This window comes from Agarivorans albus (assembly GCF_019670105.1).
Taxonomy (GTDB): Bacteria; Pseudomonadota; Gammaproteobacteria; order Enterobacterales; family Celerinatantimonadaceae; genus Agarivorans; species Agarivorans albus.
In genome coordinates this window covers 4100001-4115721 of sequence record NZ_AP023032.1, presented here as the reverse complement: position 1 = coordinate 4115721, position 15721 = coordinate 4100001, and the positions used below count along the sequence as shown (strand labels likewise).

Sequence of the window (15721 nt, the reverse complement as noted above, 5' to 3'; positions counted from 1 at the left end):
TTAACGACAAGCCCAGCTAATTGCTGGGCTTTTTTATGTCTAGCTAATACTAGTGGCATAGCCTAGTGCTTGCTAGTATCTATTTGTATATCAATGTGTTGATAATTGGCTCTGTGAGGAATAGATGGATCTTGAACGTAAAACCTTAGTTGTGTCGGCAATAATTGCTTTGCTGCTTGCTATGTGGGGCATAGCCATGGGGGTCTACACCGAATCTGGCGCCATTATGCTAGATGGCGTATTTAATCTACTATCCTCAATTATGGCATTCATAGGTATCCGTATCGCTTACTTAACTAGCCAAAACTACAATGAACGTTTTCCCATGGGCTATTTTGCATTTGAGCCCTTAATGGTCATGGTGAAAGGCATCTCGATTTTAGTTTTGGTAGCATTTGCCTTATCAGCCAATTTGCAAACCATGCTAGCTGGTGGGCGAGAACCACAAATAGGCATGATGTTAGTGTATGTGGTGCCGGCCGTAGCGGGATGCTTACTTGCGTGGTATGTATGTTTGCGTAGCAATCAAAAACAAGCATCTAATTTGCTTCTAGCGGAGCAGCAGGGTTGGTTAATCAACTCTGTGATCTCTGGTGCTATTGGCGTCGCGCTTATCATTGTGTTGTTGATTCAAGATAGCAGCATCGGCTGGATAGCCCGCTACGTGGACCAAATATTGGTAATTGTGTTCTCCTTGGTGTTTCTAAAAGATCCGTATTTATTGGTTAAAAACGGTTTTAAAGAGTTACTGCTTAGTGCCCCTGATGATGCCCACACTAAGCCATTTTTAGCGGCACTTAATGAGCAGTCATTAGTTGATGGTTTTAGTGTTGCTGATGCCATGGTAATGAAAACCGGCCGCAGGTTTTGGGTAACTCTAGAGTTAGAATGCCAACAATCTCAACTTGCCCTTAGCGATTTGGTGCAGCAGCGTAAACAGCTGCGAGCATTAGCCAATCAGTTTTATGAGAATAACTACACTGAGATAGTATTTGTTGAGCCTAAAGCTTTGAGCGAAGATGCTGCAAGTTGAATTAAACTAAACTGCACCGAATAGTCGCTGTGTCGCCGTTTAAAATCGGCTACTATAGCGACTTTCTTGGTTTTGACTTATACACGGTTTGCTCAAGCTACATGTTACTTATCATCGACAATTACGACTCATTTACCTACAACCTATATCAATACTTTTCGCAGTTAGGTATTCAGGTTGAAGTGCGTCGTAACGATCAAATTACTCTAGAGCAAATTGAACAATTAGCCCCCAGCCATTTGGTAATATCGCCAGGGCCCTGCTCGCCTAACGAGGCTGGCATATCTCTAGATGTGATTGCCAGGTTTGCTCAGCGCTTGCCTATTTTGGGGGTGTGTTTGGGTCATCAATGCATTGCGCAGCATTTTGGTGCACAGGTGGTGCGTGCAGCACAAGCTATGCACGGCAAAGTACGGCCCATTTATCATCAGCAGCAATCAGTGTTTAAGGGCTTGGCTAATCCACAAATGGTAACGCGTTACCATTCTTTAGTGGTGGCGAAAGACAGCTTGCCAGAGTGCTTAGAAGTCACTGCATGGAGCCAAGATGATGAGGGCGAAGCGCTTGAAATTATGGGGTTAAAACACCGGGATTTACCGATCCATGCAGTGCAGTTTCATCCAGAAAGTATACTTACACAACAAGGTTTACAGTTATTAGCTAACTTTGTTGATTCTACAAAGTAGAACGTTTTAGATTCTATAAATGCTTATCTAGTGATTTTATAGAATGAATAGATTGTGCATATTTATGCTGTAGTGGCTAAGTCTTTGGCTGTTTTCTGTCAGCTTAGCAATAATTGATTTAGAACTATGCACTGAATATGCGTAAAAATGGCCATATTTTGTATGGCTTAAAGGTACTATGCTCAGACAAGGCTCTTGAGATTTGCCATAATCGCCAAACTGTTTACAAACTATTAACCTTTCTGGCCCTGTATAACGGAATAGCCAGAAAGCTAAAAGGAGAACACTACATGTCACACGCTGTTACTCGCGCGCTATTCGATGAAGTTATGGTTCCAAACTATGCACCAGCGGCCATTATTCCGGTGAAGGGTGAAGGTTCGCGTTTATGGGATCAAGACGGTCGTGAGTATATCGACTTTGCTGGTGGTATCGCCGTTAACTGCTTAGGCCATTGTCATCCTGCGTTGGTGAAGAGCTTAACCGACCAAGGCAACTCACTATGGCACTTAAGTAATGTACTCACTAATGAGCCAGCATTGCGTTTAGCCAAAAAATTGGTAGACAGTACCTTTTCTGAGAAAGTGTTCTTTTGTAATTCTGGCGCAGAAGCCAACGAAGCCGCACTAAAACTAGCGCGCCGTTATGCTATTGAGCATGGCTCTGCCGATAAAACCAAAATCATCGCTTTTGAACAAGGCTTCCATGGACGTACTTTCTTTACTGTAACCGTGGGTGGTCAAGCAACTTATTCAGACGGCTTTGGACCAAAACCCGGCGATGTAGAACACATTCCTTACAATGATCTTGCAGCCTTAGAAGCCATTATTGATGATCAAACCTGTGCGGTGATGATGGAGCCCTTGCAAGGTGAAGGCGGCATTATTAGCCCTGACTTAGAGTTTGCCCAAAAAGTACGTGAGCTATGTGATAAACACCAAGCATTGCTAATTTTTGATGAAGTGCAAACCGGTGTCGGCCGTACTGGCGAACTATACGCATACATGGGCTTAGGTGTAACGCCAGATATTTTAACCTCGGCTAAAGCCTTAGGTGGCGGTTTTCCAATTGGCGCGATGTTAACCACTACGGCTATTGCAGCTTCAATGAAAGTCGGCACCCACGGTAGCACCTATGGTGGTAACCCATTGGCTTGTGCCGTAGCTGAAACGACTTTTGATATTGTTAATTCTGAAGAAGTGCTAAGTGGCGTTAAGCAACGTGAACAATGGTTTAGAGAAGCACTTAATCGCATCAACGAAAAGTATCAGGTATTTGCAGAAGTGCGTGGCAAAGGTTTGCTGTTAGGTGCGGTATTAAATGAACAATACCAGGGCCGAGCTAGAGACTTCTTAGTAGCTGCTGCAGCAGAAGGCTTAATGGTTCTGGTTGCTGGTGCTAATGTTGTGCGTTTTACTCCTTCTCTTATTGTTCCTCAGGCAGACGTTGAATCAGGCATGCAGCGTTTTGAGCAAGCTGTTGCCAACGTGGTAAACGGCTAAACCAGTTGGGCTGGGGCCGTTAAAGGTTTCAGCCCAAGCAATACTTTTAATAAACACAAATAGTGGCTAATACTTAGCTACGGCTTCATGCTATTTAATAAAGGGAGAAATAGCCATGTTAGTTATCCGTCCTATTAAGGAAACGGATTACCCTGCCTTGTTACAAATGGCAGTGGGTTCGGGGATAGGCTTTACTTCTTTACCGGTAGACGAACCTTTATTGCGTGAAAAGCTCGCGCATTCTATTCGATCGTTTGCCAGTGATATCGACCACCCTGGCGACCTGCATTATTTAATGGTGGCCGAAGATACCGAAACTGGCGAAGTAGTGGGAACCAGCGCCATAGATGCCGCAGTAGGCATGGCCAGCCCATTTTATACTTATCATCTCGGCAAAGTTGTACATGCTTCACGTAGCCTAAATGTATACAACGTGGTGGAAACGCTCACCTTAACCAATGATTACACCGGCGTGACCGAGCTATGCACCTTGTTTTTGCAAGAGTCTCACCGACAAGGTCAAAATGGTCGTTTATTGTCGAAGTGTCGCTTTTTGTTGATGGCCGAGCACCCGCAACGCTTTAACGACTCAGTTATTGCTGAAATGCGCGGCGTATCCGACGAGCAAGGCCGTTCTCCTTTCTGGCAATGGCTGCAAGATAACTTCTTTAGTGTTGATTTCCCTACCGCCGATTACCTAACCGGTGTAGGTAAGAAAGAGTTTATTGCTGAACTCATGCCCAAGTATCCCATTTACGTCAATTTGCTTAGTAAAGAAGCGCAAGCGGTAATTGGTGAAGTACATGAAAAAACTCGACCGGCGCTGCGATTATTGGAGGCTGAGGGTTTCTGCAAGCACGGTTATGTAGACATCTTTGATGCTGGCCCTACCGTTGAGTGTCCACTCAAGCTGATTGAGAGTGTTAAGCATTCCTTCAAAGTAATCGTACATGTTGGGCAACCTAGCGAAGCAGCCGAAGAAATGCTGCTTACCAATGCGCGTTTACAAGAGTTTAGAGCATGTGTTTCTCAGATAGAGTTAGATAGCAAAAAAAGCCACGCAGTGATTTCTAAAGAAGCTGCTAAGGCCTTAGAGGTGACCGATGGTGAGCAAATTCGCATTGGCGCACTGCGTTTCGAACAATAATTTTGCCCGCGGGCAGCAATAAAGGATTTGAGGTTGTAGATGGAACATTTAAATCAGTTTATTAACGGTCAATGGTTGGCTGGTGAGGGCGAGGCTTTTAACTCGATTGATCCGGCTAAAAATGTGTCAGTGTGGCAGGGTAAGTCAGCAGTTGCGAGCCAAGTAGATAACGCAGTAGCAGCAGCACGAGATAGCCAATTTTCTTGGTACATGAGCGGTGTTGAGGCGCGCCTTGCAATCATCAAAAAATTTGCTGGCTTGCTTGAAGAAAACAAAGAAGCCTTAGCCTTGGTAATAGCTCAAGAAACGGGGAAACCTTTATGGGAAACTCGTACTGAAATTGCAGCAATGATCGGCAAGGCAGGCATTTCAGAGAAAGCCTATTTTGAGCGTACTGGCGAGTCAAGCTCTGAGCTGCCCATTGCAACTGCAGTATTGCGTCATAAACCCCATGGAGTGGTTGCGGTTTTTGGTCCATACAACTTCCCGGGTCATTTACCTAATGGCCATATTATCCCCGCGTTGATCGCAGGTAATACAGTGGTGCTTAAACCTTCGGAGCTAACACCTAAGACATCTGAGCACGTTGTGAAGCTATGGCAACAAGCAGGTGTTCCCAATGGCGTAATTAATTTGGTGCAGGGTGAAGTGCTCACTGGTAAAGCTTTAGCGTCGCATTCAGGCATTGATGGCTTGTTCTTTACGGGCAGCTCTAATACTGGCCACGTTCTGCATCAGCAGTTTGCTAGCCAGCCGGATAAAATCTTGGCCTTAGAGATGGGGGGGAATAATCCCTTAGTTGTGGCTGAGGTTGATGATGTAGATGCCGCGGTTCACGATATTGTGCAATCAGCCTTTATCTCTGCAGGTCAGCGCTGCACTTGTGCACGCCGTTTGTATTTACCAAAAACCGAGCAAGCTGAGCAAATCTTAGAGCGTTTAGTATCTGTGACTAAGGCAATTGAAGTGGGTGACTACGATGCCGAGCAACAACCATTCATTGGTGCCATGATCAGTGCAAAAGCGGCTGCAGGAATGGTTAGCGCTCAAGAAAAGTTAACAGCATTGGGTGGTGAGTCTTTAGTAGAGCTAGAGCAAACAGATGCGGATAAGGGCTTTGTTAGCCCGGGCATTATTGAGGTGAGCAAAATAGCCGATTTACCCGATGAAGAATACTTTGGCCCTTTGCTGCAGGTTGTTCGTTATGACGATTGGGACAGTGCAATTGCTCAAGCCAATAACACTCGATACGGCTTATCTGCGGGTTTGTTAAGTAACGATGCAGCTCTGTGGGAAAACTTCCGCCACCGCATTCGAGCAGGTATTGTAAATTGGAATCGCTCCATAACTGGCGCTTCTAGCGCAGCGCCTTTTGGCGGAGTTGGGGCTTCAGGTAATCATCGCGCTAGCGCGAAGTATGCTGCCGATTATTGTGCTTACCCAGTGGCGTCGATGGAAGGTAAAGCCAGTGTAATGCCAGCTACCTTAAGTCCAGGCTTACACTTCTAAGGAGTTAGCGATGACTATCGATTTATTCTTTGAGCGTTTATGGCAACAGTATTTGGCGGTAACACCAAGCGCAGAGTCGATTCATGCCTTACTGGGTGGCGGCGCTCCAATCGTTAATGATCACATCGCGGTGCGCACTTTTAATCTGCCTAATACCGGTGTAGAAGCGTTTGCCAAGCACTTGCTAGCAATGGGTTATGTCCAAGGTGGTACTTATCACTTTGCTAACAAGCACCTCGATGCGGCTCACTTTGAACATAGTGACCCAACCGTACCCAAGGTGTTTATTAGTGAGTTACAAGTCGAAAGCCTTTCTCCTCAAGCGCAAGATATTGTTCAGCGTTTGGCCAGCCAAGTGAACGACGAGTTATATCAACGCCCAGAAGTATTCTTTTCTGGTCGACCTTGGCAGTTAAGCTATAGCGATTACCAAGCATTACTCGCTGAAAGCGAATATGCTGCATGGTTAGCAGCCTATGGCTACCGCGCTAATCACTTTACCGTGTCGGTAAATCAGCTGGCGGGCTACCAAAGCCTACAAGCGGTTAATCAAAAATTGTTGGAAGCTGGCTTCAACTTAAATACGGTGGGTGGAGAGATTAAAGGGTCACCAGAAGTATTGCTTGAGCAATCTTCAACAATGGCCGATCAAACGGAGGTGGTGTTTAGTGACAGTAAACACAGCATACCCAGTTGTTTTTATGAGTTTGCGCTGCGTTATGCAAAGGCTGATGGCGAGTTGTACTCAGGCTTTGTAGAAGCGTCGGCAGATAAAATATTTAGTAGTACCGACAACCGTTCTTAAAAAACAAAAAAGCCGCATTAAGCGGCTTTTTATTTGAGCAATGGTGATTTTATTAGCGTGTGCCGTAAACCACTATAGTTTTACCGTGTGCGGTAATTAACTCTTGCTCTTCTAGCATCTTAAGAATACGGCCTACCGTTTCGCGAGAACAACCTACAATTTGGCCGATCTCTTGGCGAGTGATCTTAATCTGCATGCCATCTGGATGCGTCATAGCATCTGGCTGCTTAGCTAGGTTTAATAGCGTTTGAGCGATTCGACCAGTAACGTCTAAGAATGCTAAGTCACCTACTTTTTGGCTGGTGATTTGCAAGCGGTTAGCCATCTGGCCTGAAAGGCGCATTAAGATTTCAGGGTTAACTTGAATTAGCTGACGGAATTTCTTGTAAGAAATCTCCGCTACCTCACAAGGACTTTTTGCGCGGATCCAAGCAGTACGAATTGGATTTTCAGTGTCTTCGAAAAGACCCAATTCACCCATGAAATCACCTTGATTCAAGTAAGACAAGATCATTTCCTTGCCTTCTTCATCTTTAATCAATACTGCCACTGAACCTTTTACAATGTAGTAAAGTGTTTCAGCTTTTTCGCCAGCATGAATCAAAGTACTTTTTGATGGGTACTTATGAATGTGACAGTGAGAAAGAAACCACTCCATCACCGGATCAGCTTGAGGTTTGCCAATTACCATATTAAAGAAATCCTCTGTCTTTATAATTGTTTGCTAGCTTTATAACACGCAAACTGTATTTATTTTAATAGTCGTCCATTCCGCCTCTAGCATAAAAGGCTTCGGGCTTTGCTGCAAGGCATTTATACGCCTTTAGTATGAGTCAAACGCTGGCCTTGAACCTTGACCTAGATTAAGCTGGTCGACGAAATATTCCCTAGGAGAATCTAACATGAAAGCGACCGTTTCGTGGTCTAAAGAACTGCAATTTATTGGAAAAAGTAGCTCAGGTCACCAAATTGAGATGGATGGTGATGGTGCAAAGGCTGCGGCAAGCCCTATGGAGTACGTTTTAATGGCGGCTGGTGGCTGTAGTTCGGTAGATATTATTTCTATTTTGAGCAAAGCTAGACAGCAAGTTACTGATTGTACAGTTAATCTCGATTCTGAGCGGGCAGAAGGTACGCCGCGAGTATTTACCAAAATTCATCTCGAATTTGTGGTTACCGGGGTTGATTTAAGTGAAAAGCATGTGGCACGTGCAGTGCAATTAAGCATGGAGAAGTACTGTTCTGTGTCGCTAATGTTGAGTAAAAGCTGTGAAGTAAGCCACAGCTATCGTATTGAATCTGCTTAACTTAGCGAATTTTTCCTGTCTCTAATAGTTGCTGAATCATTGGCGACAGGATTAACTCCATGGCAAAACCCATTTTCCCGCCAGGTACCACAATGGTGTTTTGCCGTGACATATAAGCACCATCGATCATTTGCAATAAAAATGGAAAGTCGACGTTTTTTAGGCCACGAAAACGAATAACTAACATGCTTTCATCTAAGGTTGGAATGCTTTTAGCGCTAAATGGGTTAGAGGTATCTACCGTGGGGACTCGCTGAAAGTTGATATGAGTGCGAGAGAATTGAGGGGTGATGTAGTTAATGTAATCATCCATCGAACGTACGATAGATTCTTGCACTGCTTCGCGAGAATGGCCTCGCTCGGTGGTATCTCGCACCAGTTTTTGGATCCATTCTAAGTTTACAATCGGCACCATACCGATGAGCAAGTCAACTTTAGAGGCTACGTTTTTATCATCGTAGGCCACACCGCCGTGTAAGCCTTCATAAAACAGTACATCGGTGTCTTCGGGTAAATCTTGCCAAGGCGTAAAGGTACCCGGCATTTGGTTGTAAGGTACTGCTTCATCAAAGGTATGCAGATAACGACGATATTGGCCGGTGCCCGTTTCGCCATATTGTTTGAAGAAGTCGTACAGCAAATTAAAGTCGTTAGCTTCGGGGCCAAAATAGCTAATATGTTTACCATGTTCGCGAGCTTTACGAATAGCTACATCCATTTCTGGGCGAGTGTAACGGTGAAAGCTGTCCCCTTCGATAAAGGCGGCGTTTAGCTTGTGCTGCCTAAACAGATGAGCAAATACTTCGCTGGTAGTTGATGTTCCAGCGCCTGATGAACCGGTAACCGCAATAACGGGATGCTTAGCTGACATAGTGGCCTTATTTGTTGGTGATGATTATAAACAGGGTTTACCCATCATCCTGCTGCCCTTCCATGGCAGAGGCATCAAATTGCTCTTTGGCAATTAAGTTTACTGTTTCATGAAGTTCAGAGTATACGATTAAAACCGAGCCGTTAATAACTTGTTGTTTAATTTGTTCTAGTTTGTCACTAAGACTCAACTCTTGATCACCATAGTCGGTGCCTTCGCGCAGTACATAGCTTTCTAGTAATGCATCTAAGGTGGCGGGTTCTAATTGTTGCCAAGGAATGATCATTTTGATGTCTGCTCAAGTTGTTGTTTAAACCAAGCTGGAATAGTTGATTCAAGCCAAAATTGTGGGCGCAGCAGGCTACCACCAACAAATCCTACATGTCCACCGGTATTGCTGAGGCGATATTCTACAGCTTGGCTTAATTGATCTGCTTTGGGAATAACCCGTTGGTCCATGAAAGGATCATCAGCTGCATGGATTAACAAGGTTGGCTGGGTAATTTCTTTTAATAAAGGCAAGCCGCTACAGCGATGGTAATAGTCGGCGGCGCCCTTAAAGCCATGTGCTTTTGCAGTGTAGTGTTCGTCAAACTGTACGAAGTTACGCCAAGTTTGGACTTGTTGAGCATTAAGAGGAGCCTGCTGGGTACGCTCAATTTTTTTACATAGATTACGTTTCATTCGTGACAACAAGTGATGTTGATAAACTTTGGAAAAGCCACGCTGCAAACGCTCTGAACAAGCCCCCAAGTTTAAAGGAGGCGATACTACAGCGGCGGCAGCCAGTGGAGAGTTGGGCGTTTTGGCTAAATAGTTGACTAACATATTACCACCTAAGGAATAACCTAATGCCAGTAATGGAGCCTCGGGGTATTGCTGGTGTAAGTAATTGATACAGCTTGTAGCATCTTTAATTTCGCCACTGTGGTAACCACGCCACAAGTTATTCGGTTTACCGCTGCAGCCGCGAAAGTGCATGACCACTGCGCGCCAACCTTGTTGCTGGCAAGCCTGTAGTATCCCTTTCGCGTAAGGTGATTCAACACTGCCTTCCAAGCCATGAAACACCACAACAATGGGCTGGTTTGATGAACGAGCTTCAGCACTCTCTATCCAAGCCAGGTCTACAAAGTCTCCATCAGCTAAATCCAGTTTTTGCCAAGCTAGCTTTAAGCGCTTATTCCGCCGTAAAAAAGTAGGTAATAAGGTTTGAATATGCTTGTTTCTGGCCCACCAAGGAGCGGTAAATTGGTTTGGATTAATGATTGCTCTCCCTTTGTTCGATGCGACTAAACTATGCTACTGTTCGATGCGACTAAACTATGCTACCTGTCATAATTTTGTTCAAGTATCATCATTTATATTTTACAAGTTACCATGGGTAACATAATCTATTTATGATTATAGAGTGTTTATGGTGACAGATGTGAATCAACAGCAATTTTCTAGTGACTTAACCAACCTAAAACAAGCCTTTGTTCAGCAAAGCTACCCAAGTTTGCAGCAACGCAAATACAACCTACAACAGTTGCTAAAGTTGTTGATGGAAAATCAAAGCGCCATTATTGAGGCGATTAGCCGAGATTTTGGTCACCGTAGCTCACATGAAACCCAGTTGATCGAGTTATTTCCTTCTATTGAGGGAATACGCTATGCCTTAAAGCACCTTAAAAAATGGCTAAAGCCACAGAGGCGAGGTATTAGCATTTGGCACTTAGGCGCGAGTAATCAAGTGATTGCAAAACCACTAGGAGTGATAGGGGTAATAGTGCCCTGGAATTACCCATTGTATTTAGCTATAGGGCCGCTTACCGATGCTTTAGCCGCTGGCAACAAAGTGATGATTAAGATGTCGGAACTTAGCCCAGCATTAACCCAATTGCTTATCGAGCTAATGCCTCAGTATCTTCCTGAGGATTTGGTAAGGCTATATGCCGATGAGGATGGCAGCCGCGGTGCCCAATTCTCAAGCCTCGCCTTTGATCATCTGGTGTTTACAGGCTCAACCAATACTGGCCGCAAAGTTATGCAAGCTGCAGCTGCTAACCTTACCCCAGTTACCCTAGAGCTGGGCGGTAAATCTCCGGTCATTATTGCAAAAGACTATCCGGTCGAACTGGCCGCTGAGCGTATCATGATGGGTAAGCTGTTTAATGCTGGCCAAACCTGCGTAGCACCCGACTACGTTTTACTGCATCACTCACAGCGCCAAGCGTTTGTTGATGCTTGTGTGGCTTATTGTAAGAAGCATTATCAAGAGCTGAGCGATCAGGCATTTTCCAGCATCATTTCTGAAACCTTTTTAGATAGGCTAAATAAGCTAAGCCAGCAGGCAATAGAGCAGGGCGCCGAGAGCATTACTTTACTTCCAGGGGAGAGTAAGCAAAAGCTAGCGCCAAGTTTATTGTTAAATGTGGCTGAAGACGCCGATGTAATGCAGCAAGAGATCTTTGGCCCAATATTGCCAGTAGTGGAATATCAGCAGTTAGACGAAGCCATTGCTTATGTGCGGCAACATGCTCATCCGCTCGCTTTATATGTATTTTCTAATCAGGTCGCTACCCAGCAACAAGTTATTCAGCAAACTCAAGCTGGTGGGTTATGTATCAATGATGTGCTTTTGCACGTAGCCCAACATGAACTGCCTTTTGGTGGTGTTGGACCGAGTGGAATGGGGCACTATCACGGTTATGACGGTTTTGTGCAGTTTTCTAAAATGCTACCCGTGTTTAAGCAAGGGCGTTTTCCGGCAATAAAACTGATGCGTCCACCCTATACAAAATTCAGTGAGTTATTGATCAAACTGATGACTCGTGGATAATTTGCTTAGATTGTTTCTAACAGGGTTTAGCCGTGAGCTGTCAGTTTTGCCAAAAGGCATGGTTTTTAGAAAAGCTAGGCCGTTGCCAACAGTGTATGTGGCAAGCCAACCTAGGCAGTTTGCTGCTATTGGTGTGCTGTTTGGGCTACAGCGGTGAAGTGGCTGTTTACTCTGTCGCGCTATGGCTAGCTTTTGCAGCATTTGCCGGCTTAAGTTTGGCCCATTGGCTGATGTTTTTTTATTATCGGTGGTCGACGAAGCAACCACCAAGTAAGTAGTTGGCTTAAGGCAGCTCTGCACTTAAGCTTTCTAGTTGTGGCTCTACTAACTTTGCTGCTTGTTCTATCAGGCTTTGCTGAGGATCCAGCCAATGAATGGTATCACCACGGCGCTCCATTTTCCTAAACCAAGTATCCTGGCGTTTAGCAAATTGATGAATTTGAGAATTAAGCTTTTGAAACATATCGTTGTAGCTGAGCTGCTCTTGTAAATACTGAGCGACTAAGCGGTACTCCAAACCATAAAACTCTAGTTTGCTGTAACTCACGCCATCTCTATGAAGATTTTGTACTTCTTCAATTAAGCCCTCTTCTAAACGCTGCTTTAAGCGCAGGGTAATGCGTTTTCTTAGTACTGAGCGTTCCCAGCGAATCCCTATGTAAAGAGGATTGATCCTTGGATACTTGGGCGCGTTTTGCGGCTCAATAGTTTTGTCTGACTCGGCTATCTCTATCGCTCTTACTAAACGAGGCCGCACGGTTAAATCGGTACTATTGTGCTGCTCTGGTTTGAGCGACAATAAACGTTGCTGCAGCTGTTCTAGGCTTAGTGCAGCCAGCTCATCTCTAAGGGCTTTATTTACTGGCGCTTCGTGTAGTTGATAGTTTTGGGTTACTGCGTCGATGTATAAGCCGGTACCGCCTACCATAATCGGTAGTTTGTTAGCTTGTTTTATTTGCTGATAAGCCGCGAAGAAGTCTTGCTGAAAGTGAAATACACTGTACTCGGTGTCGGGCTCTACAATATCAATAAGATGGTAGGGGATCTCTTGGTACTCATCTAAGTCTTTGCCCGAGCCAATATCTAAACCTTTATATACTTGGCGTGAATCTGCCGATAGCACTTCACCCTTATAGCGGCGTGCTAGTTCTACACCTAGATGGGTTTTACCTGAAGCTGTAGGGCCTAATACAACAATAAGGTTAGCGGCTTGAGTTTGCATAGTGGTTTTAATTGCGTGGTAATTGAAAAGCGAATGGTAGCAAGAAAAAACAAAAACGGCATGTGCAAAGCAGCATGCCGTTTGTAATGAGCCTGAGGTCCTTGGCGAAAAGCGTTAAAGGAGCTTTAGTTTTCCCAGAAGTGTTTGCGTGATTCTTGGTAGCGGTCTGCTTCGCTTAAACCAATGTCACGTAGTAAGTAAGCTGGTAGTTGGGCTAACTGACGGCGTGTTTTTTGACGCAAAATCCATGTATTGCAAAGGTGGTAAACCTCAACAAGTTGTTGGAAGAAAGAAGTATTTTTGTTGTTGCCAATTGAATTAACGTTAGTGCTCATAATGGAAGACCTCATCTCAGTTGATGGGGCAATAATAGATCTGAAAATTCGCCTTCTCAAACAAGTAAAACTGCAACTTAATCATTAGAAAAACTAATGTTTATTTTGGTTTTTGAGAGCGGAATTTCCGTGTGAATAAATCATGAATAATTATTCTTTTTTTGTGCTTTGTTAATATGGGGAACTTTAAGCATTTAACCTTTTTTGTGTGTTTATTAAGCTGCTAAGCCAGAATCGGCGCGATTCTGCAGTTTGTGTTTTTTGTAGCTCTATTAGCATTGCCTTTGAGTAATTATTCTACAGCGAATTTTGTAGTGATTAAGTGGCTTAATGCCTTTTATTTAAAAGCTCTTGGGGTGGTTTATGATTTCGGTGTGTTTGTTGTTTTAGATCAATTTGTCGATGGTGGTTTTTGATCTTCTATGAAGATTTCAATGTTGCTTTTATGTGAATTTTGTTGTGTTTGAGTGTTTTTTGGGTAGCGTTAAAGATCTTATTCATATCTTGCTTGGCTTATAGAATGATTAGTTCAATAAATACTCGTTTTTATTAGCTTCTTTCTATTAGTTGTATTTGTCTTTTTAGGCTTTTTGATAAATGCCAAATGAGATATGTATCGGGTTTATGCGCTCAGTGAAAAGATCACTCAAAGGCTTATGCTTCTGGCTGTTTTGTGTTCAATTGTTGCCACCTGAATGTTAGAGTAATTACGCAACACTCATAATTACAATAAATAATTAGATTAAATATAAGGACATGCTTTCATGGATATTAGCTCTTTTAACCCTCCTCGTAGAATTTTGATGGGACCAGGGCCTTCAGATATTTCTCCACAAGTATTGCAGGCACAAAGCCGCCCTATCATTGGCCATTTAGATCCTTTGTTCGTGAACATGATGGACGAAATTAAAGCTTTGTTGCAGTACGCATTTCAAACCCAAAATGCTCACACCTTTGCCGTATCCGCGCCTGGCTCTGCAGGCATGGAAACCTGTTTTGTTAACTTGGTTGAGCCAGGTGATAAAGTTGTTGTGTGTATTAATGGCGTATTTGGTCAACGCATGCTGGAAAATGTAGAACGCTGTGGTGGTGTTCCAGTGGTGGTAGAAGACAGCTGGGGAGAAGCCGTTTCTATAGAGAAAGTGAGTCAAACACTTGAACAGCATCCCGACGCTAAAATTCTGGCCTTTGTTCACGCTGAAACATCTACCGGCGTAGCTTCTGATGCTCAAGCCTTATGTGCCTTAGCGAAACAACACAACTGCCTAACCATTGTTGATGCCGTTACCTCTCTTGGGGGGATCCCCGTGAAAGTGGACGAATGGGGCATAGATGCTATTTATTCTGGTAGTCAAAAATGTCTATCGTGTGTACCCGGTTTATCACCGGTAAGTTTTAGCCAAGCGGCAGTTAGTAAGTTAACTAGCCGAAACAGCAAAGTACAAAGTTGGTTTTTAGATCAAAGCTTAGTCATGGGCTACTGGTCTGGGGAGCAAAAGCGTTCTTACCATCATACTGCGCCAGTTACTGCATTGTATGCATTACATGAGTCATTACTGGCCCTATATAAAGAAGGTTTAGAGCAATCTTGGCAGCGGCACGCCGATATGCACAGTCAGTTGGCCGATGGTCTAACTGAGTTAGGCCTAGATTTGATGGTGGACCAAAGCTGTCGCTTACCCCAGCTAAATTTAGTGGCAATTCCCAACGGCGTAGACGAAGCTGCAATTCGTGCTAAGTTGCTTAATAACTATAACTTAGAGATTGGTGCGGGTTTAGGTCAGTTTGCTGGTAAAGCATGGCGAATAGGTTTAATGGGTTACGCTGCCCGCAAAGAGAACGTGAGTTTATGTTTAGCGGCATTGGCTGAAGTTCTTGGCGAAAGCTGATATTTTCTTTCTATACTAGTGCTTGAAGCCCGCAGTTGCGGGTTTCTTTTTATTCAAACCTATTATCGGCATATAGGAAGAGCTTAGATGTACATCGATTTTTCAAGTTTAAGTGCTAATCAGATATACCACTGCATGACTCAAACAGTAGTGCCTCGTCCTATAGCTTGGGTGCTTAGCTATAACGGAGAGCCTAGCTCTTATAACTTAGCGCCCTTCTCATACTTTACAGCCGTTAGCTCCAATCCACCTCTGATGATGCTTTCGGTGGGCAAAAAACCAGATGGCAGCGATAAAGATACCAAAGTTAATATTGAACAACGTAAACATTGTGTAGTGCATATCGCAAGCGCAGCCCAGGCCGAGCAAGTCACCGAGTCGGCAAAAACGTTGCCGCATGGCGAGTCAGAAATAGAGCTCCAACAACTTGGTTTAACTCAATTTGATTGCTTTTCTCTACCAAGGCTTACCAACGCCCCTATTGCCATGGCTTGCGAGCTTTATGAAATGCATAAAGTGGGGAATACACCTCAAGCAATGATACTGCTTAAAGTATTGCACCTATATATAGAAGAGCAGTTTGTCACTGAA

17 protein-coding genes (1 of these 17 running past the window's edge) are annotated in these 15721 nt (G+C 44.1%); 11 read left to right on the top strand and 6 right to left on the bottom strand.

Annotated elements, in window-relative coordinates:
• Positions 1-124: 124 nt before the first annotated feature.
• The 6 genes from K5620_RS18625 (at position 125) to K5620_RS18600 (ending at position 6682) form a co-directional block, all read left to right on the top strand.
• Positions 125-1033 carry a cation efflux transmembrane domain-containing protein gene (locus tag K5620_RS18625; RefSeq protein WP_016403776.1) on the top strand — a complete coding sequence of 303 codons (909 nt, stop codon included), beginning with the start codon at positions 125-127 and terminating at the stop codon, positions 1031-1033.
• Positions 1034-1134: 101 nt separating this feature from the next.
• On the top strand, positions 1135-1719 hold the full coding sequence (locus K5620_RS18620) for an anthranilate synthase component II (RefSeq protein WP_016403775.1): 585 nt from the start codon (positions 1135-1137) through the stop codon (positions 1717-1719).
• Between the two features lie 290 nt (positions 1720-2009).
• On the top strand, positions 2010-3221 hold the full coding sequence (locus K5620_RS18615; protein WP_040307652.1) for an aspartate aminotransferase family protein: 1212 nt from the start codon (positions 2010-2012) through the stop codon (positions 3219-3221).
• A 115-nt stretch (positions 3222-3336) separates the two neighbouring features.
• Complete coding sequence (gene astA, locus K5620_RS18610; RefSeq protein ID WP_016403773.1) at positions 3337-4368, top strand: arginine N-succinyltransferase; 1032 nt, start codon at positions 3337-3339, stop codon at positions 4366-4368.
• A gap of 39 nt (positions 4369-4407) precedes the next feature.
• Positions 4408-5877, top strand: coding sequence for a succinylglutamate-semialdehyde dehydrogenase (astD, locus tag K5620_RS18605; RefSeq protein WP_016403772.1), 1470 nt, complete (start codon positions 4408-4410; stop codon positions 5875-5877).
• Between the two features lie 10 nt (positions 5878-5887).
• Entirely contained in the window at positions 5888-6682 is a 795-nt protein-coding gene (locus K5620_RS18600) for a DUF1338 domain-containing protein (protein WP_016403771.1), read from the top strand.
• 52 nt (positions 6683-6734) lie between these two features.
• Here K5620_RS18600 and crp read toward each other — a convergent pair whose 3' ends face one another.
• Complete coding sequence (gene crp / locus K5620_RS18595; protein WP_016403770.1) at positions 6735-7373, bottom strand: cAMP-activated global transcriptional regulator CRP; 639 nt, start codon at positions 7371-7373, stop codon at positions 6735-6737.
• 211 nt (positions 7374-7584) lie between these two features.
• Between crp and K5620_RS18590 the strand changes: the two genes are divergently transcribed.
• Complete coding sequence (locus K5620_RS18590) at positions 7585-7989, top strand: OsmC family protein (RefSeq protein ID WP_016403769.1); 405 nt, start codon at positions 7585-7587, stop codon at positions 7987-7989.
• Position 7990: 1 nt separating this feature from the next.
• Here the strand turns inward: K5620_RS18590 and K5620_RS18585 are convergent, their stop codons facing one another.
• Genes K5620_RS18585 through K5620_RS18575 form a run of 3 tightly spaced genes read right to left on the bottom strand, consistent with a single transcriptional unit; the run spans position 7991 to position 10126 of the window.
• The gene (locus K5620_RS18585; protein WP_016403768.1) at positions 7991-8860 is read right to left on the bottom strand and encodes a phosphoribulokinase; all 870 of its coding nucleotides are present in this window, start codon (positions 8858-8860) and stop codon (positions 7991-7993) included.
• 37 nt (positions 8861-8897) lie between these two features.
• Positions 8898-9146, bottom strand: coding sequence for a YheU family protein (locus K5620_RS18580; protein ID WP_016403767.1), 249 nt, complete (start codon positions 9144-9146; stop codon positions 8898-8900).
• Entirely contained in the window at positions 9143-10126 is a 984-nt protein-coding gene (locus tag K5620_RS18575) for a hydrolase (protein ID WP_281423316.1), read from the bottom strand. Before K5620_RS18575 ends, K5620_RS18580 begins: the two co-directional genes overlap by 4 nt.
• A gap of 163 nt (positions 10127-10289) precedes the next feature.
• Here K5620_RS18575 and K5620_RS18570 point away from each other — a divergent pair, with 163 nt between their 5' ends.
• Entirely contained in the window at positions 10290-11684 is a 1395-nt protein-coding gene (locus K5620_RS18570) for a coniferyl aldehyde dehydrogenase (RefSeq protein WP_016403765.1), read from the top strand.
• A gap of 32 nt (positions 11685-11716) precedes the next feature.
• The gene (locus K5620_RS18565) at positions 11717-11962 is read left to right on the top strand and encodes a DUF3624 family protein (protein WP_016403764.1); all 246 of its coding nucleotides are present in this window, start codon (positions 11717-11719) and stop codon (positions 11960-11962) included.
• 5 nt (positions 11963-11967) lie between these two features.
• On the opposite strand, the gene miaA is transcribed toward K5620_RS18565, so the two are convergent.
• Together miaA and K5620_RS18555 are read right to left on the bottom strand one after the other, a co-directional pair.
• Positions 11968-12906 (bottom strand): tRNA (adenosine(37)-N6)-dimethylallyltransferase MiaA, encoded by a 939-nt coding sequence (gene miaA / locus K5620_RS18560; protein ID WP_016403763.1) that lies wholly within the window; start codon positions 12904-12906, stop codon positions 11968-11970.
• A 125-nt stretch (positions 12907-13031) separates the two neighbouring features.
• Positions 13032-13241, bottom strand: a complete 210-nt coding sequence (locus tag K5620_RS18555) for a DUF1127 domain-containing protein (protein WP_016403762.1) — start codon at positions 13239-13241, stop codon at positions 13032-13034.
• A 764-nt stretch (positions 13242-14005) separates the two neighbouring features.
• Between K5620_RS18555 and K5620_RS18550 the strand changes: the two genes are divergently transcribed.
• Both K5620_RS18550 and K5620_RS18545 read left to right on the top strand, forming a co-directional pair.
• The gene (locus K5620_RS18550) at positions 14006-15130 is read left to right on the top strand and encodes a pyridoxal-phosphate-dependent aminotransferase family protein (RefSeq protein WP_016403760.1); all 1125 of its coding nucleotides are present in this window, start codon (positions 14006-14008) and stop codon (positions 15128-15130) included.
• An 87-nt stretch (positions 15131-15217) separates the two neighbouring features.
• Positions 15218-15721, top strand: partial view of a flavin reductase family protein gene (locus K5620_RS18545; RefSeq protein WP_016403759.1) — the 5' portion only. Its footprint extends 111 nt past the window's final position; 504 of the gene's 615 nt are visible here — the first part of the coding sequence; its start codon is at positions 15218-15220; its stop codon lies beyond the right edge, outside the window.